The following is a 23,617-nucleotide window of genomic DNA, read 5'->3' on the forward strand; positions in this document are numbered from 1 at the left end:
CTCTCACAACCATCATTTTTCGACAATTGACAGTCAGAAGCCGGGATCCATTCATCCACTTCCTCTGACTGAACAGCGAAAACCTAATCGTTCTTATCATAGATACAGCGAAAAGAGCATCTAGGTAACTCCATTCCTTGTTCTCACGTTTCATTGCTTTTTTTTTGATGATTCACGACAAGGATCGAATTCCACCTCATCATTGAAGTCTGAGTATACCCCTTCCCATACGACCATACAATTTATATTCAAATGTAACCGCAGGGTACAAGACACATCCAAGCCTTACAGCCACCTGTTCCACAGCTAACCACCCCAAACTAGTAACCTAAGTAGACAGGTTGATTATTGAAATCCTTCGATTAAGATCACGTAGTTTCATCAGCCAGCATTGAGGCCCGACAGCTCAACTGCGCCTTCCTCATTTACCATAGCTATTTCATACTCATTTCAATCTCACCACATCATGCATTCGTCCACACCCCTACTTTCCGCCAGCCTCATCCCCGTTCTTGCCAGCTGCTTTTCACTCACCGCCAACGCTGCTGAAACCGATGCGTCAGCGAGCACGCCATCGTCCGGTCAAAATGAAATTCAGGAAACCCAATTCCAAGAGAGATACACCATTAGCACGCCACTTCCCACTTGGAAAAACCACAAGCCCCGACTCTGTTTGGACGGCAATGCCGAGACCCATTACTGGTCTTCCCGCCCGATGAAAAAAGACGAAACGTTCACCGTCACCCTCGCCAAGCCGGTCAAGGGCCTCACTCTCACCGTCAAAACTGGCAAAGAGGACGGCAAAGATATACTCAAGAATGGCGTGCTCGAGATGAGTCAGGACGGAACATCTTGGAAACCCGCTGGAAAATTCTTCAAGGGCAAAGCTGAAACCACACTCACCCGGGCGACCAAAGCCATCCGCTTGCGAGCCACCAAGGACCAAAACGCATGGCTTGCCATCCAGAGCATCACCCTGGGAGATCACGAGCGAACCCAACTATCCACCACCCGAAACGTCAAAATCGGGGAACAAAACCTCGATTTAACCATCACCGTCGAAACCGAAGGGTTTGAAGACCTGAAACCCCGGGTCGAGGAAATGACCAACCTTTACTTCAGCAGTTGGCAGAAAATTGCCAAAGCTCTCAGCGCCCCGATCGACCGCACCCCCACCCACCTGTTTCTGAGCTTTCGTGACGACATCAATTTCCCGGCCTATGTGCTCGGAACCAGCATGGTGCTCAAGGGAGACCATCTACGTAACAACCCGGAAGATACCTTCGGTGTGTTCACCCACGAACTCTGCCACTTTGTTCAGAATTACCCGGGAGGTGCCCCCGCTTGGTTCGTCGAAGGAACGGCTGACTACATCCGTTACAAAGCCTACCCCGACTCCCTCTGGGCCAAGAAAAACAAGAAGCGCACGGACAAATCCAAGCCGCTCGGCCAGTACTGGAACTCCACGGCCTTCCTGTTGTGGATTGAAAAAGAACACAAACCCGGCGCCGTCGCCATCGTTTCCCGAGCCTGCAAAGAAGGGAAATACAACGATAAGATTTGGATGGAACTCACCGGCCATACGCTCGACCAACTCGTCAAGGCCTACGGCAAATCCTAAACCCTCAGCAGAACCCAATAAGCACTCGAGAGAACCATCCTGACGCTTCCCTTGCCACCATGCCTTTCCCAACAACCTCCGCGGCTTCGTTGATTTGCCGTTGCCTGCAACTGGCAACCGCCGTGCTGCTGCTCGGAGCCTGCTCGGAATCCGATGAGCCCCCGAGCCATCGCCTGGATCTCAAATCCTTCACCCCGATCTACAACCAGTACATCCAACGCTGGCTGGCTGAAGAACACCAAAGAATCAGCAAGCAAATCCAAGAATTGGAGCGCTCGGGCAAAGCTCAACAACCCATCGATTCCAAGCTCCTCCAATCCCGCCGCGAGATGGAACGCATCACCTACCGGCAATCGCTGGGTGATTACTTCCAGTTCAAACAAATCGACGACCTACCCGAAGACTTGGTCTGGGAAGACGGCATGGACCAACCTGAAATCGGAGACCCGCGGGCAAAAAAAGGAGGCGTCTTTCGCTACTACATCACTGAGTTCCCCCCCACGGTTCGTCCCTTCGGCAAGGAATCCAACAACAGCTTCCGAGGCCGGCTTTACGATGAACTGGAAATACACCTCACCGGCGTTCATCCGCTCACCGGAAAACCCATTCCCGGAATCGCCAAACGATGGGCGATCAGCCACGATCAACGCACCGTCTACTACGAACTTGACCCCGAAGCCCGATACAACAACGGCAACCCGATCAAGGCCAGCGACTACATGACCGGCATCTACATCCGGGTCTCCGACAACGTCGCGTCCCCCTTCGAAAAACAATACTACCGCGAACAATTCGCCCAAATCACCAGCTTCGGAGAGTCCCATCTCGCCGTTACCCTGCCGGAACCGAAGCCCATGATGACCTATCACACGCGGCTGTCCCCGGCCGACCCCGACTTCTATCAAAACTACGGGCCGGACTTCGCTGAGCGCTATCAATGGAAGGTCGCCCCCCATAGTGGAGCCTATTTCGTCCAAGACAAAGACATCCGTAAAGGAGTCTCAATCAAACTCACCCGCAACCCGGACTGGTGGGCCAAAGACCACAAGTACTACCGCCACCTCTACAACCCGGATCAAATCATCTACACCACCATCCGGGACGCATCCAAAGCCTTCGAACTCTTCCGAGCCGGAGAACTCGACGCCTTCCAGCTCAACGAACCCAAACTCTGGTACGAAAAATCAGAAATTGATCCGGTGTTCAACGGCTACATCGAACGCTACATGTTCTACACCCAGTTCCCGCGCTCCCCCAGAGGGATGTACTACAACCTCGACCGACCTCTACTCCAGGACCTCAACATCCGACTCGGCATCAACCATGCACTGCATTGGCAAAAAGTCATCGATATCATCTATCGTGGCGATTACGCCCGACTGCAACAATTCAGCGAAGGCTTCAACGAGATCACCCGTTCCGACATCCGGGCCCGACCCTTTTCGGTCATTGAGGCCCGGCGTCATTTTCATGCCGCCGGTTTCTCCGAAGAGTCCCCGGATGGCATCCTCCGCCGCCCCAACGGGCAACGGCTCGCATTCGACATTACCTACCCGACATCGGGAAATTACAACCGCATCATCGCCATCCTGAAAGAAGAAGCCAGAAAGGCGGGGCTGGAACTCAGGGCCGATGGACAGGAACCCACCGTTTCCTACAAAAAAGTCATGAAAAAAGAACACGACATGACCTTCTGGGGATGGGGGTGCCGTCCGCCATTTCCCTCCTACCACCAATTCTTCCACTCATCCAATGCCTACTCGGACAATGGTGAAGTGAAACCTCAAACTAACAACATCAACAGCTTCAGCAATGAACAGATGGATGTCCTCTGCGAGCAAATCCGCAACGCCCGCACACGGGAAGAAGTCAAATCCACCTCACACGCCATCCAACAACTGATCCACGACGAAGCCATTTTCTCTCCCGCCTGGGTTGCCAATTTCGTTAGAATCGGCTCCTGGCGCTGGGTTCGCTGGCCAAATACCAAAGCAACCCCCTTCAACAATCCCGTCATCTCAGACCCACTCGAAAGCTACGTGTTCTGGATCGACCAAGACATTCAGAAGCAAACCCAACAAGCGGTCCAACAAGGGAAACCATTTCCCGAAGTTCAACGTATCATCGATCAATTCAAAGAAGGCATCCCCGATCAACCCAAACCCTGACCTCGATCAATAAAAACCCTGACCTCATCACACCGGGCGCTTTTCCTCCTTTTCTCTTTGTCGAATCCAGCTAACTTTATCCCTGATATCTACTCTGAATCCTCTATGAAAACACCTCAAAAAATAAGCTTGGTCACCCAAACCGCCAACATCCTGAGGGATCAGATCGCCACCGGAAAAATCCTGCACATGCTCCCCGGCGAAAATAAAATGTCGGAAGACCTCCAGGTCTCCAGAAAAACCCTGCGCGCCGCCCTGCTCATCCTCACCAGCGAAGAAATCATCTCAGAACCCACTCCAGGAGCCCGCCGACGCATCCTCAGTAAACCACAAAAAGTTAATCAACAACGCAGCGTCGGTATTCTCCTGCCCCGCCCGCTGGACGAATTACACGCATCCTCTCAGGACCTCTTCCGCGCCTTACGCAAAAACCTGAACCGGCTCGGAGTCTCCATCCACTACCACGACTATCCGTTCCTCACCACTCGCCAAAACCCGAACCAAATCAAAGGCATCTTCAAATCCCACCATGCGGATGTCTGGGTGGTCCTCGAAATCACGACCACCATCGTTGAAATCGCCGAAGAACTGAACATTCCCGTTGTTGCCTGCGGCGGCCGGACCCATAACAAATTTCACAACGTCGCCTACGATGCCGTCTCAGCGTTGGAGCACGCCTTCCACAACCTGATCAATCACGGCCACCAACGCATCTGTTACCCAAGTGACAAACAAGGATCAAGTATTCCCAGTCTGGCAAGCATCCTCGAACAGCAAGGCATCGAAGTCATCCCGGAACTCCACTTCCCGGCCTGTGATCAGTCCACCACCGACTTCGTCTGCATGCTGGAGCGGCTCTTCAAACGTCCCAATCCACCGACAGCCTTCATCACCGGCGGACCACGCAACCTGATCACCTTGATCACTTGGCTCGCCAAACAAAAACTCTGTGTGCCTGAAGATGTCTCCATCCTGCATATCGGTTCCGACCCCATGATCAGCCCCATCATCCCGAAGATCAGCTACTACAGCACCTCCTACGCACCACTCGCCAAACAACTCGGCCGGATTATTTCAGCCCTGCTCGAGAACCCAAACGCCAAGCTCGAACAAAAAACCTTCTTTATGGACTACATCCCCGGCGCCAGCCTGGCCCCACCCCAATCACAGCCATGACCCGAGAACCAAGGCGAATACACTAGGGGCTAACAGCCTGCGGCGCTGACAGGATTCACATGATTGAAGAGGATCTACAGAATTCTTTTAAGAAGTAAGCGATAAGTTTTGGGCACACCTTGATCTTTGAGAATTAAAAATCCTGACCATCCTGTCAGCGCCGCAGGCATCACCGATGATCATCTCCCTAATGTAGGAGGCATGCATGACCCGAGAACCACGCTTTTTGACTTGTGCTCTCTGACTCAGCCTATCAGGATGAGCCAATCATGATCAGAAAACGACCCGTCCGCCTCCTGGCAGCCCTCACCCTGGCTGCAGCAGCCAGCCTGAGCGTCAACTCCTGCGCCCCGTCCACCTCCACCCAAAGCAAACTTGCCCCGGGACAATACGAATGGCACCCGGAACGATCACCCAAAGGCCCCGTCCTGATGGTGGTCAGTATCGATGACCAAATGACCTACGTTTACCGCAACGGCGTGCAAATCGCACGTTCCACGGTCAGCACCGGCCGCCCGGGCAAAGAAACGCCCACCGGCGTGTTCACCGTCCTGCAACGTAAGGTCGAACACGAATCCAGTATCTACAAAGGAGCCCAGATGCCCTACATGCAGCGCCTGACCTGGAGCGGCATCGCCATGCACGCCGGCGACCTGCCAGGTTACCCCGCCTCCGGAGGCTGCATCCGTCTTCCCTATGCATTCTCGCAAAAACTTTACGGTATCATGCACAACGGAGCCACCGTTGCCATCACCAAGAAAAACGCCCAACCTTCCCAGTCCAGCCGCCCAGCCGGCATCCTGCTCGCCAGCAAAGGGGCCAGCAGCGAACGCGCCATCCCCAATCCCTCGGGTGAGATTGTCTGGAACCCCGGCAAAAGCCGCAGTGGCCCATTTTCCATCCTCATCAGTTACGCCGACCAGACCGTCTATGTCTGGAGAAATGGTGTTCAAATCGGCCAATCCCCGATCGCGATCCGTCCGGGTGCCCGCCCACCTGAAGGTGTTTTCATGATGCTCGAAAACAAAGACTCCAGCGGTCTGCCTGCCTGGAGCGCCCTCAGCCTAAGCGGAGGATCCAGTCGAGGCAACGCCGTTGCCGCCATGCGCTCGGACCTCCGTATGCCCGATGAGTTTGCCCGCAAAATTCGCCCACTGGTCACCCCGGGAACCATCCTCGTTTCCACCAGCAAATCGAGCAACAAGAGCACCCGCTCAAACCGCAACTTCGATATTATTCGTTAACCACTCAAGCTTGCCCCTTTTCATCAAGTGGCGGGTACCCCGCCACGGCTACTGCGAAGAGCCCTTGGCTCGAGCAGCATGACTCTCGTCCTCACCCCTCTCGGTCTCACCGGGCGGGGTGATTTTTTGAAAAAAATGACCCCACGCTGCTAAGAATCTCGAAATCCGGCTGTGATCAGGTAGACTGTATCCTTCTGTCATCATATCGATTCATGCTCAGCACCTCCTCCAGCCCGCCGTCTACGGAATTTGTCAGCCTGCTCACCGAGCATCAGGCTGACCTCTGGGCATTTATCATCTCCCAACTCCCCGGCAACCCGGAGGTCGGAGATATCCTGCAAAAAACCAATCTCACGCTCTGGACCAAGCGGGAGCAATTCGCTCCGGGTAGCAACTTCCGGGCATGGGCATTCTCTGTCGCCCGCTTCGAAGTCCTCGCCCACCTCAAAAAACACAAACGAGGCAACTGGCTCATCTTTAACGACGAACTACTCGAAACCATTTCCATGGAAGCACCTGCTGCCATCCCCGAGTCCTCACTACGCCTGAAGCTGCTCGAATCCTGTACCGCCAAACTCCAACCTCAACACCGCGACCTACTCAACCACCGCTACCAAAGTAAAGACGGTTTGGCCAGCTACGCCAAACAATGTGGCCGCAGTGTCTCTTCTCTCTCCGTCACCCTGCACCGGGTGCGAGCCACCCTCCGCAAATGCATTGAAACCGGACTCGCCAAACACCTCGAGAAAGGAGACGTGGTATGATCCAAACGCTTGAATCCCGCATCCAGACAATGCTTGACGGCACCATCAGCGAGGAGGAATTCCGACACCTCGAGGACGAGCTGATCGCCAACCCGGAAGCTCGGCAAATCTATTACAGCTATATCTCGCTTCATCAGGGATTGGAATTTCGTCTCTCGCGATCCTCATCCACCTCCTCGGCATCCGGGACCCATGCCATTCAGGGACTGGCCGAATCCCGCTTGAAGCGTCAACGCGCCCGTGCCCGTAAACTGGCAGTAATCAGTGCCGCAGCCCTGATCCTGATCTCTCTGGTCAGCATGCGCTTCTTTCTGATTCAGGAGCAAGCATCCAGCAATCCTCTCGATTTCAAAACCTCCCCCGGCACCCTCTTCACCCTCACCCACAGCTCCCCGGAAGCTGCAGAGCAAGGTTTCATCCTGGAAAAAGAATCCAGACTCCAAATCTCCCAGGGAAGCGTGGAACTCAATTTCCCCTCCGGCGTGAGGGCGATCGTTCAAGCCCCTGCAGATCTCACCCTGCATAATGACAACCAACTCTACCTCGGCACCGGCACCGGTTGGTTCCACGTGCCCGAACAGGCCCGCGGATTCACCGTCATTACCCGGGAGATGAAAATCATCGACCTCGGCACCAAATTCGGCGTCGTCTCCACCCCACAAACAGATGATGAAATTCACGTCTTCAAAGGCATGGTCGAAGCCATTGCCCTTCACGGGGTGAAAAAGAAAACCACCCTCACAGCAGGTCAGGCAGCCCTCGTCCGCCCTTACGGACGCTTCCACACCATTGAACCCAACACCTCAGCATTCCCTACTGAACTTCCCCGTACGCTGCCCCATCTCCACTTCTCATTCGATCAGCGGGATGTCAATCCGCTCCCCACCAGCGCCAATCAACTCAAACAACAACCGGACGTGCAGGCTGTCGTGCATACCGCCGCCAACCCATCATCCACCCCCGAACACAGCAGCGGTAAATTCGGCCAGGCTCTGAAACTCGACGGCGTCAGCAATTACCTCGAAACCAATTGGGACGGCATCCTCGGAAACCAACCTCGATCCGTCGCCTTCTGGATCAAAATGCCTGAAATGCGGCTCGGCGACTCCTTGAGCAATGGACGCACCATCATCGGCTGGGGAATGCAACAGGAACGACAGGACTCCGTCAACGTCAACAGCAAGTGGACCATCCATCTCGACCCCGCCACCAACCGCTACCCGATGCTTAACATCAGCTTCGGCGGCTTCTGGTATTACGCTCCTGAAACCGTCCTCGATGACGACCAATGGCATCACCTCACCGTCGTCTACACCGGCGAAGCCGATGACAAAGGTCAACCCATCACCCAACTCTACCTCGACGGTCAACGCCGCCCGATTTCCAAAGCCGCCCATAACCCGGTCCAGAGAGATGTCGAAGACAACATCGCCATCAACACCACCGCACACACCCCGCTTGTCGTCGGAGCAGCCCTGCACCCGGATGCCCGTAAACTCATTCACCATAACCGCTTCCTCAAGGCCGAGATCGATGAACTCTACATCATCGAAGGCGCGATCACCGAGGAAAGCGTGCTCAAGCTGATGCATCAGAACCAGCTTAGCCATTAAATGGCAGACCTCGGCTGAAAACCTATAAAAAGAGGACAATTTCATTTTTTTGAAATTTCTCGTTAAGATCTGTAACCTTCAGGCTGTTTTCCATTAGCACGACTTCATTCGTGCATGAATCACCTGCATTTTTCATGGGTTTGAAAATGCAGGTAAAACAAACCCAAATAATAATACGTAACAAAATGAATACAAAAAAAACTGCAGCCACACTGGCCATGGCCAGTCTCGGTATCGCGGCAGCACAAGCTGCAATCATTAGCGTCAACCTTACTGATGGAGGGGGAGGATTCGGCAATGCCGACATCACCGAAAAAGCAGGTGTCATTGAAGCAGGAGGGTGGGAAACTGCCTCTGCTAGCGGAGCCAAAAATGATACCAACCTCTCTGCCCTACGAGCTGATGACGATGGATCTCTGGTCACCACAACCGCCACCATGACAATTAGTTCTGGCTTTGGTGGCTACTACAATGGTGCAAGCGGATTCAACACTGCAACGGCACTGTACAGCAACAACATGATGACGAACTTCATGGAAACTGGTACAAACACGGGAGGCACGATAGGCTTCACCAACCTAAATGCCAGTGTAGGAACTACTTACGACGTCTATGTCTATATGCGTAGACCATTTGGCAATACGGGAGCTATCTCGGTTACTGTCGATGGCACAACCAAATGGATTGAACCTCAACACAGTGCTGGGCCATTCTTAGAAGCCGACTACGCAACTCAAGCTGAAGCTCAAGTCGACCCCAATAATGGGGGACACTACATCCTCTTCAGCGGAGTAACCTCAGATTCGATCGACATCGTTTTGGGCGACAATGCCGGGGGACGGGTAGGAATCAACGGTATCCAAATCGTCGAAGCTGTTCCTGAGCCATCTGCAGCAGCATTACTTGGATTAGGAGGAGTCGCTCTCATCTTACGCCGCCGCAAATAACTCAATCAATCGATTCTTTAGTCTTCAAATCCCACTTGGTTCATTCCAAGTGGGATTTTTATTTTCAATACCCTAAATTAGCCAGTAATGGCTCTAGTTTATCCAAGTGTGGAGCCATGTGCTTTTCGTAATTGCGCCATCTTTCCACCGCTCCGCGATAGACAGGTTTACTGACAGCCTCGTACGTAGGAGAAGTCACACCCTTGTTTCTTATCTGGCTCCGATAGTTTTCCACGCCCTTTTCCCAAGTCAAACCCATCCATTCTATGACATTCTGAGACTCACCCATAAGATCATCCACGGCATTCTCATACTTTGTTTCACGCCACCGATCTTCCGGTAACAACTCCTTGATTTGTTGCCACCATTGCAATTCACAGATCGTCCTTTGTACAGTTTTTTCGATATCATTGAAACACACACTGACGGAATTTTGTTCCATCCAGCAAAAATAGCAGCTGATGATGATATCACGAGGATCCCTCAAGGCATACAACACTCTGGTTGAAGGGATCATCCTCACCATCAATGGGATCATCATCGTATTTGAGGGAATCTTGTCCACAAGCACCCTGCCCCCTATTCTTTCACCGATTCCAGCTTCGATGTAGCGATAATAATTACGCACCTCACGCCTAATGAGCGGTCGAGTCCAGGCGCTCACCGAATCAGCGTGCAAATGCTCGCTCTCCATGCCTCTCAGCACGCTTGAAAGCGTGTAAGTTGGAAAGGCGCCAAGCTCCTCAGCGGATACAATACCTGTATGGGCATCCAGCACCTTTTCGATCAAGGTTGTTCCGGATCTGGGACAACCCGTCAGTATGACCTGATTGTGGGGACAATCCACACCTAATGAAACCCATTCTTCTATATGCCCCGGCGTCAAGGTCCCAAGAAATCGATCAAACCAATGTCTTTCTTGCCTCTCTCTCGCAAGTAAAGCTTCCATGCCTGAATGACGCTGGAGAATAAGTTTGCTCTCCGCTAGAGTCGTCATCGCAGTCTCATAGTCCTGTTCCTTATCATGGATCTGAGCCAGGTCATTCAACCCTTGAGCCAAAACCATTTGATCCTTCGGACCGCAGCACTCCCGCAAGGACTGATAAATTACCTTCGCCTGCTCAACTTCTCCTTGCCGACGCAAAATCAACGCCTGTAGGCGCAGGCCATCTGGAGCATTCGGTCGCGCAAACAAATAGCGATTGACCAAACCCATGGCATTCTCCAAGCGATGAGACCTCTCTTCCATCATGGCCATACTTAAATAGGTCTCGGCGCGGGCATTACCCGTTTCTATCGCACGTTCCAGAGACCTCATGGCTTTTTGAGGCCTATAGGCCGAAGTCCACGCATCGGCCACCACATGCAAAGCACCTGGATCATTACCCACCAAATGCTCCATCCGCTTGATATAACGTGTTGCCTTATCAATTTCAAAGTGCTGTCCAAACGCATAAGCTGTATCTTGCAGAGCTTTCAAATTATAGGGCTCTCTCTTCGAGATACGCTCAAATAAACGAAGTGCACGAGTGTAATCACCTGCATTCCACATTTCACGTGCCTCTTGCAAACCCACTCCATCTTGATAGTAGGGATCCTTTCGTTTCGAACGCATGCGCGATTATACAATCACTCATTCTAAGGTAAAACCTTATTCATCGTAAAGCCGGCTTCACTACTGCGGAACCCAATGCCACCACATCCCCTCCACCCAGACGTTACCCGTAAACTTTCATCAACAGCCCTAATCTAACTTCGTCGCTCTGATCCTGCGTCGACGCAAGTAATCGAAAACTCTCGAATCTTTCCAAGCCGTGGCCCATCTGGGGCCACGGCTTTTTATTTTCTGGTTCAAGATTCAACTCGACACCGACAAAGCAAAATGCTTATATCAACACGCTCTTTTTTTATCTGAAAAAATATTCCACCCCAATCATCGAATCATGAAACCCACACGCTTAACTCAGATGTCAGCCATTGCGGCATCTGCTACACTTTGTATTGGAGCCACCCATGCTGCCGTCGTCTGGCAAGGTGCCGACCTCGCAGACTATTATACCGGCTCCAACTGGGTGGGTGGTAGTGCCCCCACCAATGGAAGCACCGAGGACATTGTCATCAACAATGGCACCCGTGCCGACTATGAACCAGGGGGAATAGGAGACATTGTCAGTAACGGAACCTTCACGGTGAGTGGAACTAACTCCGGCTGGGTGACGGACAACACGAACTGGTCCCGTTTTAACGGCACCACCCATGTCCTCAACGGAGGCTTCATTGATCGCAATGCGGGAGGCAACCTGGTCTTCGGCTCCGACAATGTCGGAAGTGGAGCTGGGCAAACCATCACCCTCAATGTGCACGGTGGCAGCATCGAAACCGGTGGAGAACTGTGGTTCGGCTGGACCAACGCGGGAACGCACAATATCACGGTGAATATCTCCGATGGTGGATCGATCACCTCACTCGGTGGCGGCGGAGCCAGCATCTTCTCGTGGGACGCCGCAACCTTCAACTTTACCGGAGCAGGCACTGTCACAGCGGCATCCCAAGGGGTCAAAGTGGGCGCCAACTCGGCCGCCGGCCTGACAGCGGGTATCTGGGAAAACCAGTGGGCTGCCGGAACCCTTCAGTTCAACGGACAGAGCGGACTTAACGGAGCAACATTTTCAGACTACTTCAGCACCACTGGCACAAACGGAAGCTCGACCTACACCCTGACAGCCGTCCCTGAACCTTCCTCTGCCGCCCTACTGGCATGCGGTGGCCTCGCACTGACCCTACGCAGACGAAAGCAAAAGTCATAAAGCGTTAGACCACACCGCGCACGCTATACCACCGTAGGACAGATTTTTAATCTGTCGACAGGCTTGGGAACGCAGAGCTCACAACCGGATCATTCCACGGGAGGCCGGCAGGAGCCAATCCTGCCCTACCATCACGCATCCACCGTAGGACAGATTTTCAATCTGTCGGCAGGCTTGGAAACGCGGAGCCGCACCGATCTTTTATCGCTTCATCGATTTGAGATAGGGTTCCATTTATGCTGACTCCACCTTGCGGGTCATGGATGCCGCACCCACCAGACCGAACCCAAATAACAGCATCAAAACCCAACTGCTTTTCACTCCGGATGTTGATTCGATATCCAGCTCCAGCCCGAGAGAGCTGTCTCCTTCCACTTGTATCCCCCGGGTAAACCTGAGAACTTCTCCACGACCGCGAACAATCGTGCTGATGGTTTGCGGGGCAGGCTCGGTTGCCAATTGCTGGCCGATCAGGCGTTTAGCAATATTCTTGAGCGCCTGCTTTTCCTCCAGACTGTTGCCACGAAGGAAGTCGTCAACCTGGCGCACATCGAACTCCTGCTTCCCTTGGAACAGAGGGTTGCTGTTGGCGGCGTCTTCGAGCGCGTCGTTCGCCTTGACGCCATTCCCGGCAGCCTTGTTATCCAGATACATCCGCTGTCGGCGCGAGTTCAACCCCCACACCGCCTGCTGGGTTTGAAGCTGGAACAACTGCACCCGTGCATCTTCATTCGATGCGGCATCCACCGAACGGTTTTTGGTGACCTTCTCTAACTCCTTCGCAGCTTCCTTGCGTTTACCCACCTTCATGTAGTCACTGGCTTTCTGCAGCGATACCACTCCTTGGCGAGCCTCCTCACTCTGCTTGCTGGAAATCATCGAGAGATAATCATCGAGGTGGTAGTCCTGCACCCCCTGGCTTCCCCGAAGGTCAAACCCACCGACATAGGAATCCAAACGGTATCCCTCGGGAACCAATACATCCCAGGCCATGGATTCCAAAGGAACGTTGAAACTTGGAGCGGATAAACGAATATCCCCTTGCCCAGAAGGAGTGGAATACACCAGGGAAACGGATGCCTGATCCGAGTCCGGAGAGCTTGGCGCCACATGAAACAGATGCGTTTCTCCCTCACGAACCACATTCACCGAGGCCTCGTTAACCAGAACATTGTAGAGCACAGCCTGCTGTGGCAAGGTCACTTTGAGTTTGGTTTTTTCTAGGACCCGGGCGTCGAGGTGCACCGATGTCAACGACTCGCCACCTGGCGAAAAGACCGTCATCATCCGTCCGCCCGTCACCCGAAGCTTCAGGGTGTTCGCCATTTCGTGACGCTTCAGGGTCACCTTCAATGGTCCTTCCGGATCGTTCAAACGATAGCAAAGGTCCGGCATGCTGGTGTCCGCCGGGTTGCGTAATTTGGCAGCTACCGCCGCCCAATCACTACGCCTCCAACCGTGGCCGGGGCGGTCCGCCTGCATATCAAGCCGCCCTGTTGTCCGCACCGCTACAAAGTAGGTCGAACGCTTTGTTTTTTCGAGAACCGCCGGAAGGATCGATTCCTCACCTCCTTTACCCCGGTCCGCACTACGCTGGTATTCGATCTGCACCGGCACCTGTCCTAACACCCCACGGCGGAACACAATCTCCCAACGCTCTCCGTCAAGCCGTGAGATTCCTTTCACCGCCGCGCCACTCGCCCGGACCGTGCGGGCCTCATCATCGCTCAACCCAGGAAGCACGACCTGTATGGATTTAACCGCAGCGTGATCAATCTGATAGATTGTCGATAGTCGGGTCCGGGTCTGACCTTCCCGCAAGGTCACCTCATGCAAGACCGAAGCTGTAATCCAAGCTTCCAGCTGCTCAATCCCCAGACTCAATGACCAGTCGGATTGTAATATCCGAAATGCCAACCCGCCACTTTGTTTAACCCGCACATTGATCGATTGATTTAACTGCGCATTGAGTCGGGAGACTTTATTGCGATTCACGGCCCTCACCCGGATTCCTTTTTCAGGGATCACAATCAACTGCCCACTCTGCCTTACAGCATCATCCAGCAAGAGGCGCGGCACCTGCCACTCGGACTGCTCACCCACCGGTGTCCCTGTCAGGGTGAGGGCAAACTGCTGCTGACCAATCGTGCGACCATTCAAGTGCATCGTCACCTGACGTTTACCCTTGGAATCGTTTTCCGTCCAATGACTGAGGGCAGGGCCACTCAACGACTCCATCTCCATGCCCTCCGGCACTACAAAGCTTAGTTGGAAAATACCGGCACGGGTGATATTTGCCTGGATCACCGCCGACAGCAGAGTGCGCTCACTTCCCAAAGTCAGCTCCTGGCTGGTCACCACTCGCAGTTCCGGCATCACCGGAGCTACCTGTAAGTTCACCGATCCCACACCCGAGGCACTCCGATACACCTTGTGTAAAATACCGCGCGCCTGCTTTTTATTTCCCGCAACCGTCGGGATCAGGCTCCGATCGAAATCGTCCACATTCACAGCTGACATTTCGTCCACCGTGATTTTTCCAGGTTGCGCTTCCGAACCGAAAGCCAGACCTAACATGTTTGTCTCTCCGGCATCACCGTCGACAGTCATGGATGCCAGGCGGGTATCTGCCGGTAGAGCTTTCAAGCCACGTTGGGTTTCCACCCGGATGGAAAAGGCTCGCGACTGGGCGGGAAGCACTTCCACCGTCAAAGAGCGCGATCCCGGGTCAAAACGCCAGTTAGCCACCTCTTTTGCCAGAACTTCTCCCACAGTGAACCCCTCGGGAACCTTCATCGTCAGAGAGCCAACCTTACCGCTCGATGGCCGAATCGTCACCTGATGAATGCCATCAACCACCCCGGGTGATGGAAGGTAAAGGTTGGCAACCTCGGCATAAAACTTGGTCTCCTCGGCATCGATATCACGACCTCGAGCCCTGACGCCAATGGCAATCTGCGGCAGTGGAGCCAACACCAACTCCACCGACCGCTTTGTATCCTCACCACGAACCGTCTGAACGGCAGCGGACGAATAAAGTTCGAGCCCCGGCTCATCGATCACCGCCTTGAGCTTCTGCACTGATGCCATACCGGTGGGCAACATAAAGTCCCCCCGGTTCTTTGGCAGAGCCATTTCGTAGGTGGCCCGACCCGTGATCAGGCCATCGCGCTCCACGGCAAGCATCCAAACATGCACCTTACCTTGCTTGAGCTTGCTCACTCGTAAGCCGTCGCCTTCAAAAGAGGTCAACACTGCGGGTTCTCTGAGAAGCAGATGGCTGCCACCCACTTTCCCTTGAAGACTGATATCCACTTGGGCAAACAGGCGCCCTTTTTCGATCCTCCACGTCTGCTCCATGGTATCGATCGAACGCACCTCATCGGCCGCTTTGAGTGAAGCGCCAGACAGCATACCAGCCAATCCAAGGCCGAGAACCAAAAGCTTCATCACCCCATCAGCCGCACCCAACGACAGAGCTTCCTCTTCTTCAGCCTGTTGTGTCCGTCGAGCCTCTTGACGCTCGCCATTCCACTTCGACCAATGACCGAAACCACGGATCAGAACCCACAATAACAGGATAACTGCCAGAACCCCGACCAAAATCAACAAACCAACAGCTCCACCGCGCTGGGCCAACATGCCGCCGGCAAGCATGGCTACCCCCAGCACCCGCAGCCAAAACACAGGCAAGGATTTAAAGAGAAGAGAAGCTAACAGGGTGATCACACCGACCACCCCCGCAGCCACGCCCATCCAGGAAACCATGGCCTGCCACGGTGCGATGTTTTTCAACATCACCTGAACCGGAGCATCCGGGCTTACCACTTGGGCTGTGATTTCAATCGCCGACTGATTTACCCGACGTTCAAGCCAAACCTCCTTCGCCAAGGTCCACGACAAGCAAATACTCAGGAACAAGCCGACGGCCGCCAACGCATACAACCAGCCCGCCCGCTTTCCTCGGCGCAAACCAATCACACCAACAAGAAAACAAATACCGATCAAAAGCAAACGTAAGCTGCGCCCCTGCAAGCTTTCAAAGCCGGTTTCGGTCAAGGGCTCCTTGCGAACCCCGGCATCCGCATCCTCAGGGACCAGCAACCTGCCTTGCTCGGCCGAAACCTTCCAGCCGGCAATAATCACGGGAGCTGTCAAAACGGGTGCTCCAAGACTTACCTTTTTGCCCGAAGCCCCTTGCTCAGGCCGACTCCCGTAACGAACCTGCACTCTCACCGGTTGATTCGGATTATCACCCACCGGTAATGGCAGCAGGTACTGTTCACCATCCCTACGAGCGGCAATGCGCGAACCGTCAGCCCGTGCATCCCATAGTTTGCTTGCCGAGGGTAAAGTCATACGCAATGCCTGACGGCCACGCGTGCGCACATAAAATTCAGCCACCGTTGTGACCTGACCGTCACGAGAAACCTTACTGGAGAGTTCGGCGAAATCCACCACCTGCTCCAAGGTTTCCCCCCGCTTGAACCAGGCAATATCAATCGCCAACTCAAATGGCCGGGCTGCATACTGCCACGCCACCTGTGAGGGTGCAGTGGTCAACATTCGAAACTCCGCTGGCAACTCCTGGGCACTCACTTTAAGCAGCCCTGGACTAGTTTTACTCACTTGATGATTCACCAACACCGGGCTCACCACTTCGATAAATCCACTCTCACTCTGCACATTCACCGGCCTCACTTCGCCCAGCGCCAAGGTTCCGCCTCGTGCACTCATGGCATTTTCATAGGTTACTAACAATGTTGCCGATCCACTCACTGGGGACTCGAGCTGCACCAGCACCTTGTCACCTTCGACACGTCGCCACTGGCGCACATTCTGCCCTTCAATATTCACGTTGCCATAGCTTTCCGGGATCGACAGCTCCCACTGATTCACAGGAGCACCCACCACAAAATAGTTCAGGACAACAGATCCGTAGGCCATGCCTTCCTTCAGGGAGTAAAGATGGAACACATCCGCCTGCACACTCTGCCCGCGGGCTTCAATTTTGATTTCTGAACGCCAGTCACTTTCTCTGAAACGATAACTTTGCTGCAGGTCCGTCATCTTGATCGGGAAGTAAGAAAGGGGCGTCTCACTCAGCTTCTCACTGGTTTCAGAGGTCACCCGCCACCCGGCAGCCGCAGCCACGCCCACATGCCCCCGGGCATTTTTCACATTGGGAAATTCCAAGACCGGCAATGACCACAGCCCCTCGGCAGGCGGTGCATTTTTTTCCAAGCGCAATTGAATGAGCTGCCGACCGGATACCGCCTTCTTAAACAAGACCTTGATATCCCGCAGCCCCTTTTCCACCGTGGTCCCCACCACATAGTCCGCGACCTCGGCACCATTCAACGCCGCCACCGCGTAGCCGTCCGGCACCCGCAGTTCCCACTCACGAAGCGGTGCCTCGCGAATATCCAACTCCATATTGGAATGAATCAATCGATCACTCTCGGTTTGCTGATAAACGACAACCTGGTTCAACGATACCTCAGGAAGGATTTGATCCGCACTTACCTTCCAATCATAATCTGCCGATGGATAACGGAAAGCAAACACCTGACGGGCATTGATTTTTCCTGACGGATACTTGTCCGGCGAAAGCTGCATCAATCCCTGCACCCCCGAAGTTCCAAGCCGGACCGCACCGGCATTCCTCAAGCGCAAAAAACCCGAATGACGAAGCACCCCGACCGGAGTCAAGCGCATGGGCGAAGCCGTCACGGGAAACGGTTGCAGTGCCTGCTGAGTGCGAATTTGAACCACTCCCGCATCTTTCAAGGGCAGACTTAACTGCACCTTCAGCACACGATCACCTGCCGCGCCCTCAGGTGACGGCTCGACTTTCCACCCGGCAATGTGAGTACCTTCGACATCCAACACCTCGCCAGCCCCCTGCATCCGCAAACTCAGGGTATTGAGCTTCCCTTGTAGAATTTTCAATTGGAACTCACTCGTTTGCCGCATCAATCCGGCGCCCACACTCACATCCGTAAGCCCTCGGCAGGTGAAGGCCAACTTGCCATCGCCCCCTTTTCTCCCTTTTTTCCAAGCTAGAAAACAATGACCACTGGCAGGTAAAAATGTCCGCCATTCATCAGCGCCATCACGATCCTCATGACGCGGCATCAGAGCCTGGCCTTCCGCAAACAAGAGATCCTTGGCGAGCCCCTTGAACACCACCGGAACCACGGCACCTTGTGGCGTTGTAAAATCCAACACATTCCACCCCTGCCATGAACCATGCCGGTCATCGATCCGTGCAATCATCTCCAAATTCACAGGGAACTCTCCCGCCCGGTCAAAAACCAATCGATATCCATTCCCGTCCGGCCGCACATGCAAAGAATACGCCGCACCTTCCTGAATCCGGCTCACCGCAGCCCGGCCACTCAAAAAATCAATCCCACCTCCGTCTGCATCCGATACATATGCCGTGGCCGTGTATCTAAAAAGAGCACTGCCCAGGGCATCATCGATCGAACCTGTTAGTCGGGCGTTGCGCAACTCCACCGCCCCTGGTGCTCCACCCGACGGGTAAACCTGAAGATCCAATCCATGTTCTCCGGCCGAGGTAAACGTCCATTCTTTTTCCAGGGGAGAAAGTCCGCGCACCTTCGCGACCCGCGCATCCACACCACGAACCTGCACCTCTAACCTCGAACGATATCCCACGGCCTCACCCGGGTTGATCACCAACATGGACATCTTTGCAGGTAATGATTTCAGCTCATGTTTCGACTTCACGGTCAAGGTCATGGATTTCGGCCCCTGACTTCCTTTCACCAGCACAGGCTTGAGATCGAGAAAGCGTCGTTTGCCATCGGCCGACCTCCGCACCGCCCAATCAGCCAGCCCCTTGCCTGTCACGGAGACCACCTCACCATCACCAGCCAAGGCCAGGGTCATCAACTCCGGCCGTCCCTGAAGCACCTTGATACTGAGTGCCGACTCTTGCTCGACCCGACGCGCCGTCACCGTTGCCAAGGACTGCACCCCTGCCGTAAAAAACAATGCCGGTTTCGGCAATACCCCCTTGGCTGTCAGGGTCACCGCCCCCGCTCCGTTTTCATCCACCGATGCTTGCACACCTGCAGATGGTTGATTCTGGGCGCTCGCAAATCCTAACAGCGAAAACAAAAAGAATAAGGTTCGAATCATCATTTTCATAGCTTTTGATATCATGGTTTCGTTTGAAATTGGGTAAAGGGATTGTAAACATTCACTCACTACCGACCTTTTCACACATACGGATCAGGTCCTGCACCTTGCGGTCGGAATGGTAATGGGCACGGAGCTTGCCAAGTGCTTCCGAAATCATCTCAAAGCGAACCGAGCCGGCATCGGTCCCGTGTAGTTTTTCTCCCAACATCGCAGCCGTTCCAGCGAGCTGCATGGAGGCGGTGCTTTGATTAAATGCTTTTGCCTGTGGCTCGTAACTCAATGGCCAGGATCGTTCCACCATGGCGCCGGTATTGGCATCGCGGAAGCGCACAAAGACTTCTCCCAGATCTCCTTCACCTCCGGGCATGACCTGTATCTGGTAGACCGCATTGCCAGCCTCCTCGGATGCCATTTCGGCAGCATCCACTTGATCGTTACGAAAGTCCTCCTTTTTCAAGCGATGCTTTTCAAAGCCCAACAACCGATACTTTGCCACCCGCTTCGGGTTGAACACCACCTGCACCTTCACATTTTTAGCTGCCGGACTCAGGGCTCCGGCCAACTGACGGGCAAACCCGCTGTCCGCATCCTCAGGCCGGTTGAGAAAATAATACCGCCCGTCCCCTTTGCGGGTCATGGCCTCAAGAATCTCATCGTTCAGTCCTTCGGCCCCCACGCCACAGGCATCAAAGGCGATCCCCTCCTGACGCATCGTCTCAATTTCCCGAGCCAACTCCTCCGGCACGGTATTGCCGAGATTGGCTACACCATCGGTGATCAAAACCACACGGTCCTGCGCCCCGGCATGTCGTTGCCGTTTCGCCAGTGATCTGGCAAGCCGAAGCGCCTCCTCAATATTCGTCCCCCCTTCACTCGGGGTATTCGCTACGATGTTTACCAACTTCTCCGCCTGATCCCCGGGGACGCGATCGGCCAGCAAGCGGGGCTGACGGGCAAAGCCAACCAAGGTAATTTTATCCTGTGGCCCCAACTGGGATGCCAACACCCGGATCGCAGCCAGGACCGAGGCCTCACGATCCGCCCTCTCCATCGAGCCCGAGTTATCCAACAGAACCGTGAGTCGCAAAGGCGTCGACCTCCCCAAAGCGGCCGTTTTCATACCAATCCGGACCAAGTTCCGCTGCTGTAAAAACGGATGAGCCGATTGCTCAAGCGCACAAGCGACCGGCTCCCCACGACGCGGTGACGGGTCGCCGTAATCAAAGGCATTCACAAACTCCTCAGTGCGCACCTTCGACGCCTCAGGCCAGGTTCCTTTCTCCAATAAGGCCACTCTGGCCAGCTTGAACGAGACATCCGCAACATTCAGGGAGAAGGTCGAAAACGGCTGCACCGATGTGCTGGTTTCCTCGGGCAGCGGGGCCGACGGAACAGACGATTCCTTTTTAGGTTCTTTCGATGCCTTTCCGGACTGTTTGGCTTTTGCCTTTTCAAATTCAGCCAAGGCTTGCTGATGTTGCTGGACAAAAGCAACCTTCGCATCTCGCAGGTGCCCCTCATACAGCTTTTTCCTATCTTCCATCACTGGCCCAGGAGGCAACATCCTCTGAGCCAGCTGATACTGCTCCACTGCTTTTTCATAATCCCCACTGGCATACGCATCCCGACCTAACAATAAAGCTTGATCCGCTTGTTTGACCAAGCTTGCACGCCTGGGGTTTTCTTTCTGAGCTAGCGATGAGGGATCTGTGGGAGCATTCAAAATCGAATCAATTGAATTCCTCGTTGTGGCATAATTTCCACTGCGAATGCCACGAGTCGACTCCCTTCCTTCGGCATCTTTCCCCAATGGCCTCCAGGCAAGGCCATCGTCTGAATTGAGACTCAAAATTTCTCCATCCGCAACATACCCAACAGCATGCCAGCTTAAATCGTTTTTCATCTCCCCACTCCGCTCATTCGCAAACTCAATTTTCTTTGAAGCGTCCTGATAGTGATAGGCCGTATCCGACAGCGACAAGGTTCCCAACTGACCATTCAGATCCATTTCCAAAACCACGCCTGTTTTCCGTGATTCAAAATCAGTAGGGGTTGCCGGGGTCACGGGCATCGGGGCTTTTTGCATCGGCTTGGACTTGGCAAGCTGGTTCTGAAGCTCCGGCGGGTCATATTCGGTCGGAAATACCAATCCTTTCCCATCTTCTGCCCCGGGCTGTAACCCCTCATCCTCCTCACCTTCCACCGCAATCACACTTCCCCTGAATGCAATGCTCCCGTCCAACGACTTCTTTTTACTCTCCAGGCCCAAACGTTTCTCCGCTTTCTGCAACTCACGCCGCACCACGCGGTCCCGGTCCGTATCGTCAAAACCTCCCCCACCACCATCACCCCAACCGTCGCCAAAAGTGTCGCCATCACCAAAATCAGCCGATGGATCAGGCACGACCACCTCGGGAACCGGTATGGCCAATCCACTCGACGAGTTTGCCGCTATCACTTTGGCCATCGACGAACTCGGGGCCGATGGCTTGCGCTCCACGGCCCGGCCCAAACTCTTTTTACTATAACTCTTTTTACTATAATGCACGGTAGCATCTACCGGGGCTTCTGCTTCCTCCATCACCAACGCCTCCGATGCCAGGGCGGGAAGCGGCTCAGATAACGACTTGGGAGCCATGGGCTTGGCTGCCGGTGCTGCGACTGAGGGAAGGATCGGGGCCCGACCACCGTAATCCTCACGACCTTTGGATGCTTCCTTTTTTCCTTTAAACTGGCCACGACCAAACCTTCTTTCACCTGAAGCTGGAGCCTCATCGGCAAGCACGGCTCCATCCCAACCTTCCGTATTTCCTTCCGGGGCCCAGACAATGTCGCCCTTCTCATCATCTTTACCGTTCAGGTTGTATTTATCCCGAGGCGACCGCTTGACTGAGGATGCAGCCACCATGCTTTCTTCTTCCGCAGACTCACTTTCAGCCGCCTGATAAGAAATGATTTCCGGAGTAAACTGGTCGACTTTCCGCAAGGTCGTTCCGAGGGGTGTCATCGTCCCGTAGATCACCAGACAGAAAAGCACACAGGCCGCAATGCTGGCCACCGCCCGCCAATGCGCCCGGGAGACCACCGCCGTCCTAACCTTCTGACGCTCCTGTTTCCGACTAAACGTCTGCCGCAAAACCGTCCGCCGCTCGTCGGAAAGCTGCCAATGCTCATCGGGTGCCGGTTTGACCACCTCGCCGAGCAGTTCATGCATCGCCTCAATCCGTCGCCGAAAGATTTGCAACTCCGGCTTCTCTGCGATGATTTGTTCTAGCTCCTCGACGTCAAACTCGCTGACTTCGCCGAGGACCAGCGCCGTGATCCTGGCTTCCAGCTCAGGCTCAATATAGGTATGAAGGTCGTCAGACATGGTTTCTTGGACTTAGGGGTTGGTAAAAAGGGAGTTAAAAAAAGGGTCGTTTAATCATGGTAAGGCATTCGCGTATCGTGAGACATTGCTTGTATTCGCTTTATCACGGCTATCAGTCGCTGGATGCCTCAGCCCCGACTCGAGCTGACACCGTATTTTTTCAAGGATTCGGACAGTTGTTTCAGTAAATGGTGTAATTTGTAGCCTACGGTTCCGGCACTGAGTTTCAGTTGTTCCCCGATATTTCCGTAACTCAGTTCATCATGGTATTTTAGTTGGATCAGTTCGCGGTCGGCCGCGGGGAGTTCTTCAATCAATATCTTGAGAGTTCCCATCGCCTCCATCCGGCCAAGCTGTTCATCCGGCTTGTCGCTCGGACTTTCATTTTCGTCGGATGTTTCACTCAGGGATTCGCGTTGATGCTTTCGCAGGTGGTTCAGGCAGAGGTTTCGGGTCGCTCGATAGAGCCAGGCCCTCGGGGTTTCGATCGCCTGCCAGTGCTGATGCAGCTTGAGGAAGGCGTCCTGGACGATCTCCTCGGCCACTTCACGCCGAGCCACCATGCCATACGCGTAGCGCAACAACGGCGACTCCTCGGCATCAAACAACTGCTCAATGCTGGGTTTTACGGCTCTGGATGGGGTCGGTCTCACATCTGGGGCTGATGGTTCAAGCTCACGACGGAGGACCTTGATGGATGGGCGGGCTGGCATTCTCTGACATCATGCTTCTAT

General features: G+C 54.1%; 12 protein-coding genes. 8 read left to right on the top strand and 4 right to left on the bottom strand.

Annotated elements, in window-relative coordinates:
* Nucleotides 1-466: 466 nt before the first annotated feature.
* The 7 genes from HW115_RS08945 to HW115_RS08975 all read left to right on the top strand — a co-directional run bounded on the left by HW115_RS08945 (nucleotide 467) and on the right by HW115_RS08975 (nucleotide 9,533).
* A complete protein-coding gene (locus HW115_RS08945; RefSeq protein WP_178932279.1) occupies nucleotides 467-1,621 on the top strand; it encodes a basic secretory protein-like protein in 1,155 nt (384 codons plus the stop codon).
* A 59-nt stretch (nucleotides 1,622-1,680) separates the two neighbouring features.
* Nucleotides 1,681-3,789 (top strand): ABC transporter substrate-binding protein, encoded by a 2,109-nt coding sequence (locus HW115_RS08950; RefSeq protein WP_178932280.1) that lies wholly within the window; start codon nucleotides 1,681-1,683, stop codon nucleotides 3,787-3,789.
* Between the two features lie 105 nt (nucleotides 3,790-3,894).
* Nucleotides 3,895-4,965 carry a substrate-binding domain-containing protein gene (locus HW115_RS08955; protein ID WP_178932281.1) on the top strand — a complete coding sequence of 357 codons (1,071 nt, stop codon included), beginning with the start codon at nucleotides 3,895-3,897 and terminating at the stop codon, nucleotides 4,963-4,965.
* A 269-nt stretch (nucleotides 4,966-5,234) separates the two neighbouring features.
* Nucleotides 5,235-6,209: a L,D-transpeptidase family protein gene (locus HW115_RS08960; RefSeq protein ID WP_178932282.1), complete on the top strand. Its 975-nt coding sequence runs from the start codon at nucleotides 5,235-5,237 to the stop codon at nucleotides 6,207-6,209.
* A 212-nt stretch (nucleotides 6,210-6,421) separates the two neighbouring features.
* A complete protein-coding gene (locus HW115_RS08965) occupies nucleotides 6,422-6,973 on the top strand; it encodes a sigma-70 family RNA polymerase sigma factor (RefSeq protein ID WP_178932283.1) in 552 nt (183 codons plus the stop codon).
* Entirely contained in the window at nucleotides 6,970-8,586 is a 1,617-nt protein-coding gene (locus HW115_RS08970; RefSeq protein WP_178932284.1) for a LamG-like jellyroll fold domain-containing protein, read from the top strand. Before HW115_RS08965 ends, HW115_RS08970 begins: the two co-directional genes overlap by 4 nt.
* A 185-nt stretch (nucleotides 8,587-8,771) precedes the next feature.
* Complete coding sequence (locus tag HW115_RS08975) at nucleotides 8,772-9,533, top strand: PEP-CTERM sorting domain-containing protein (RefSeq protein ID WP_178932285.1); 762 nt, start codon at nucleotides 8,772-8,774, stop codon at nucleotides 9,531-9,533.
* A gap of 64 nt (nucleotides 9,534-9,597) precedes the next feature.
* Here the strand turns inward: HW115_RS08975 and HW115_RS08980 are convergent, their stop codons facing one another.
* Nucleotides 9,598-11,148, bottom strand: a complete 1,551-nt coding sequence (locus HW115_RS08980) for a tetratricopeptide repeat-containing sulfotransferase family protein (protein WP_178932286.1) — start codon at nucleotides 11,146-11,148, stop codon at nucleotides 9,598-9,600.
* A 328-nt stretch (nucleotides 11,149-11,476) separates the two neighbouring features.
* On the opposite strand from HW115_RS08980, the gene HW115_RS08985 reads away from it, so the two are divergent.
* Nucleotides 11,477-12,340: a PEP-CTERM sorting domain-containing protein gene (locus tag HW115_RS08985; RefSeq protein WP_178932287.1), complete on the top strand. Its 864-nt coding sequence runs from the start codon at nucleotides 11,477-11,479 to the stop codon at nucleotides 12,338-12,340.
* A 234-nt stretch (nucleotides 12,341-12,574) separates the two neighbouring features.
* Here HW115_RS08985 and HW115_RS08990 read toward each other — a convergent pair whose 3' ends face one another.
* The 3 genes from HW115_RS08990 to HW115_RS09000 form a co-directional block, all read right to left on the bottom strand.
* On the bottom strand, nucleotides 12,575-19,519 hold the full coding sequence (locus HW115_RS08990; RefSeq protein ID WP_178932288.1) for an MFS transporter: 6,945 nt from the start codon (nucleotides 19,517-19,519) through the stop codon (nucleotides 12,575-12,577).
* 52 nt (nucleotides 19,520-19,571) lie between these two features.
* A complete protein-coding gene (locus HW115_RS08995) occupies nucleotides 19,572-22,883 on the bottom strand; it encodes a YfbK domain-containing protein (RefSeq protein ID WP_178932289.1) in 3,312 nt (1,103 codons plus the stop codon).
* 128 nt (nucleotides 22,884-23,011) lie between these two features.
* Nucleotides 23,012-23,596, bottom strand: a complete 585-nt coding sequence (locus HW115_RS09000; protein ID WP_178932290.1) for an RNA polymerase sigma factor — start codon at nucleotides 23,594-23,596, stop codon at nucleotides 23,012-23,014.
* Nucleotides 23,597-23,617 lie beyond the last annotated feature (21 nt).

Source organism: Oceaniferula marina, assembly GCF_013391475.1.
Taxonomy (GTDB): domain Bacteria; phylum Verrucomicrobiota; class Verrucomicrobiia; order Verrucomicrobiales; family Akkermansiaceae; genus Oceaniferula; species Oceaniferula marina.

Bases quoted from the DNA above. Each gene is read 5' to 3' on its own strand.
- HW115_RS08945 (WP_178932279.1), top strand. From the start codon at position 467: ATGCATTCGTCCACACCCCTACTTTCCGCCAGCCTCATCCCCGTTCTT.
- HW115_RS08950 (WP_178932280.1), top strand. From the start codon at position 1,681: ATGCCTTTCCCAACAACCTCCGCGGCTTCGTTGATTTGCCGTTGCCTG.
- HW115_RS08955 (WP_178932281.1), top strand. From the start codon at position 3,895: ATGAAAACACCTCAAAAAATAAGCTTGGTCACCCAAACCGCCAACATC.
- HW115_RS08960 (WP_178932282.1), top strand. From the start codon at position 5,235: ATGATCAGAAAACGACCCGTCCGCCTCCTGGCAGCCCTCACCCTGGCT.
- HW115_RS08965 (WP_178932283.1), top strand. From the start codon at position 6,422: ATGCTCAGCACCTCCTCCAGCCCGCCGTCTACGGAATTTGTCAGCCTG.
- HW115_RS08970 (WP_178932284.1), top strand. From the start codon at position 6,970: ATGATCCAAACGCTTGAATCCCGCATCCAGACAATGCTTGACGGCACC.
- HW115_RS08975 (WP_178932285.1), top strand. From the start codon at position 8,772: ATGAATACAAAAAAAACTGCAGCCACACTGGCCATGGCCAGTCTCGGT.
- HW115_RS08980 (WP_178932286.1), bottom strand. From the start codon at position 11,148: ATGCGTTCGAAACGAAAGGATCCCTACTATCAAGATGGAGTGGGTTTG.
- HW115_RS08985 (WP_178932287.1), top strand. From the start codon at position 11,477: ATGAAACCCACACGCTTAACTCAGATGTCAGCCATTGCGGCATCTGCT.
- HW115_RS08990 (WP_178932288.1), bottom strand. From the start codon at position 19,519: ATGAAAATGATGATTCGAACCTTATTCTTTTTGTTTTCGCTGTTAGGA.
- HW115_RS08995 (WP_178932289.1), bottom strand. From the start codon at position 22,883: ATGTCTGACGACCTTCATACCTATATTGAGCCTGAGCTGGAAGCCAGG.
- HW115_RS09000 (WP_178932290.1), bottom strand. From the start codon at position 23,596: ATGCCAGCCCGCCCATCCATCAAGGTCCTCCGTCGTGAGCTTGAACCA.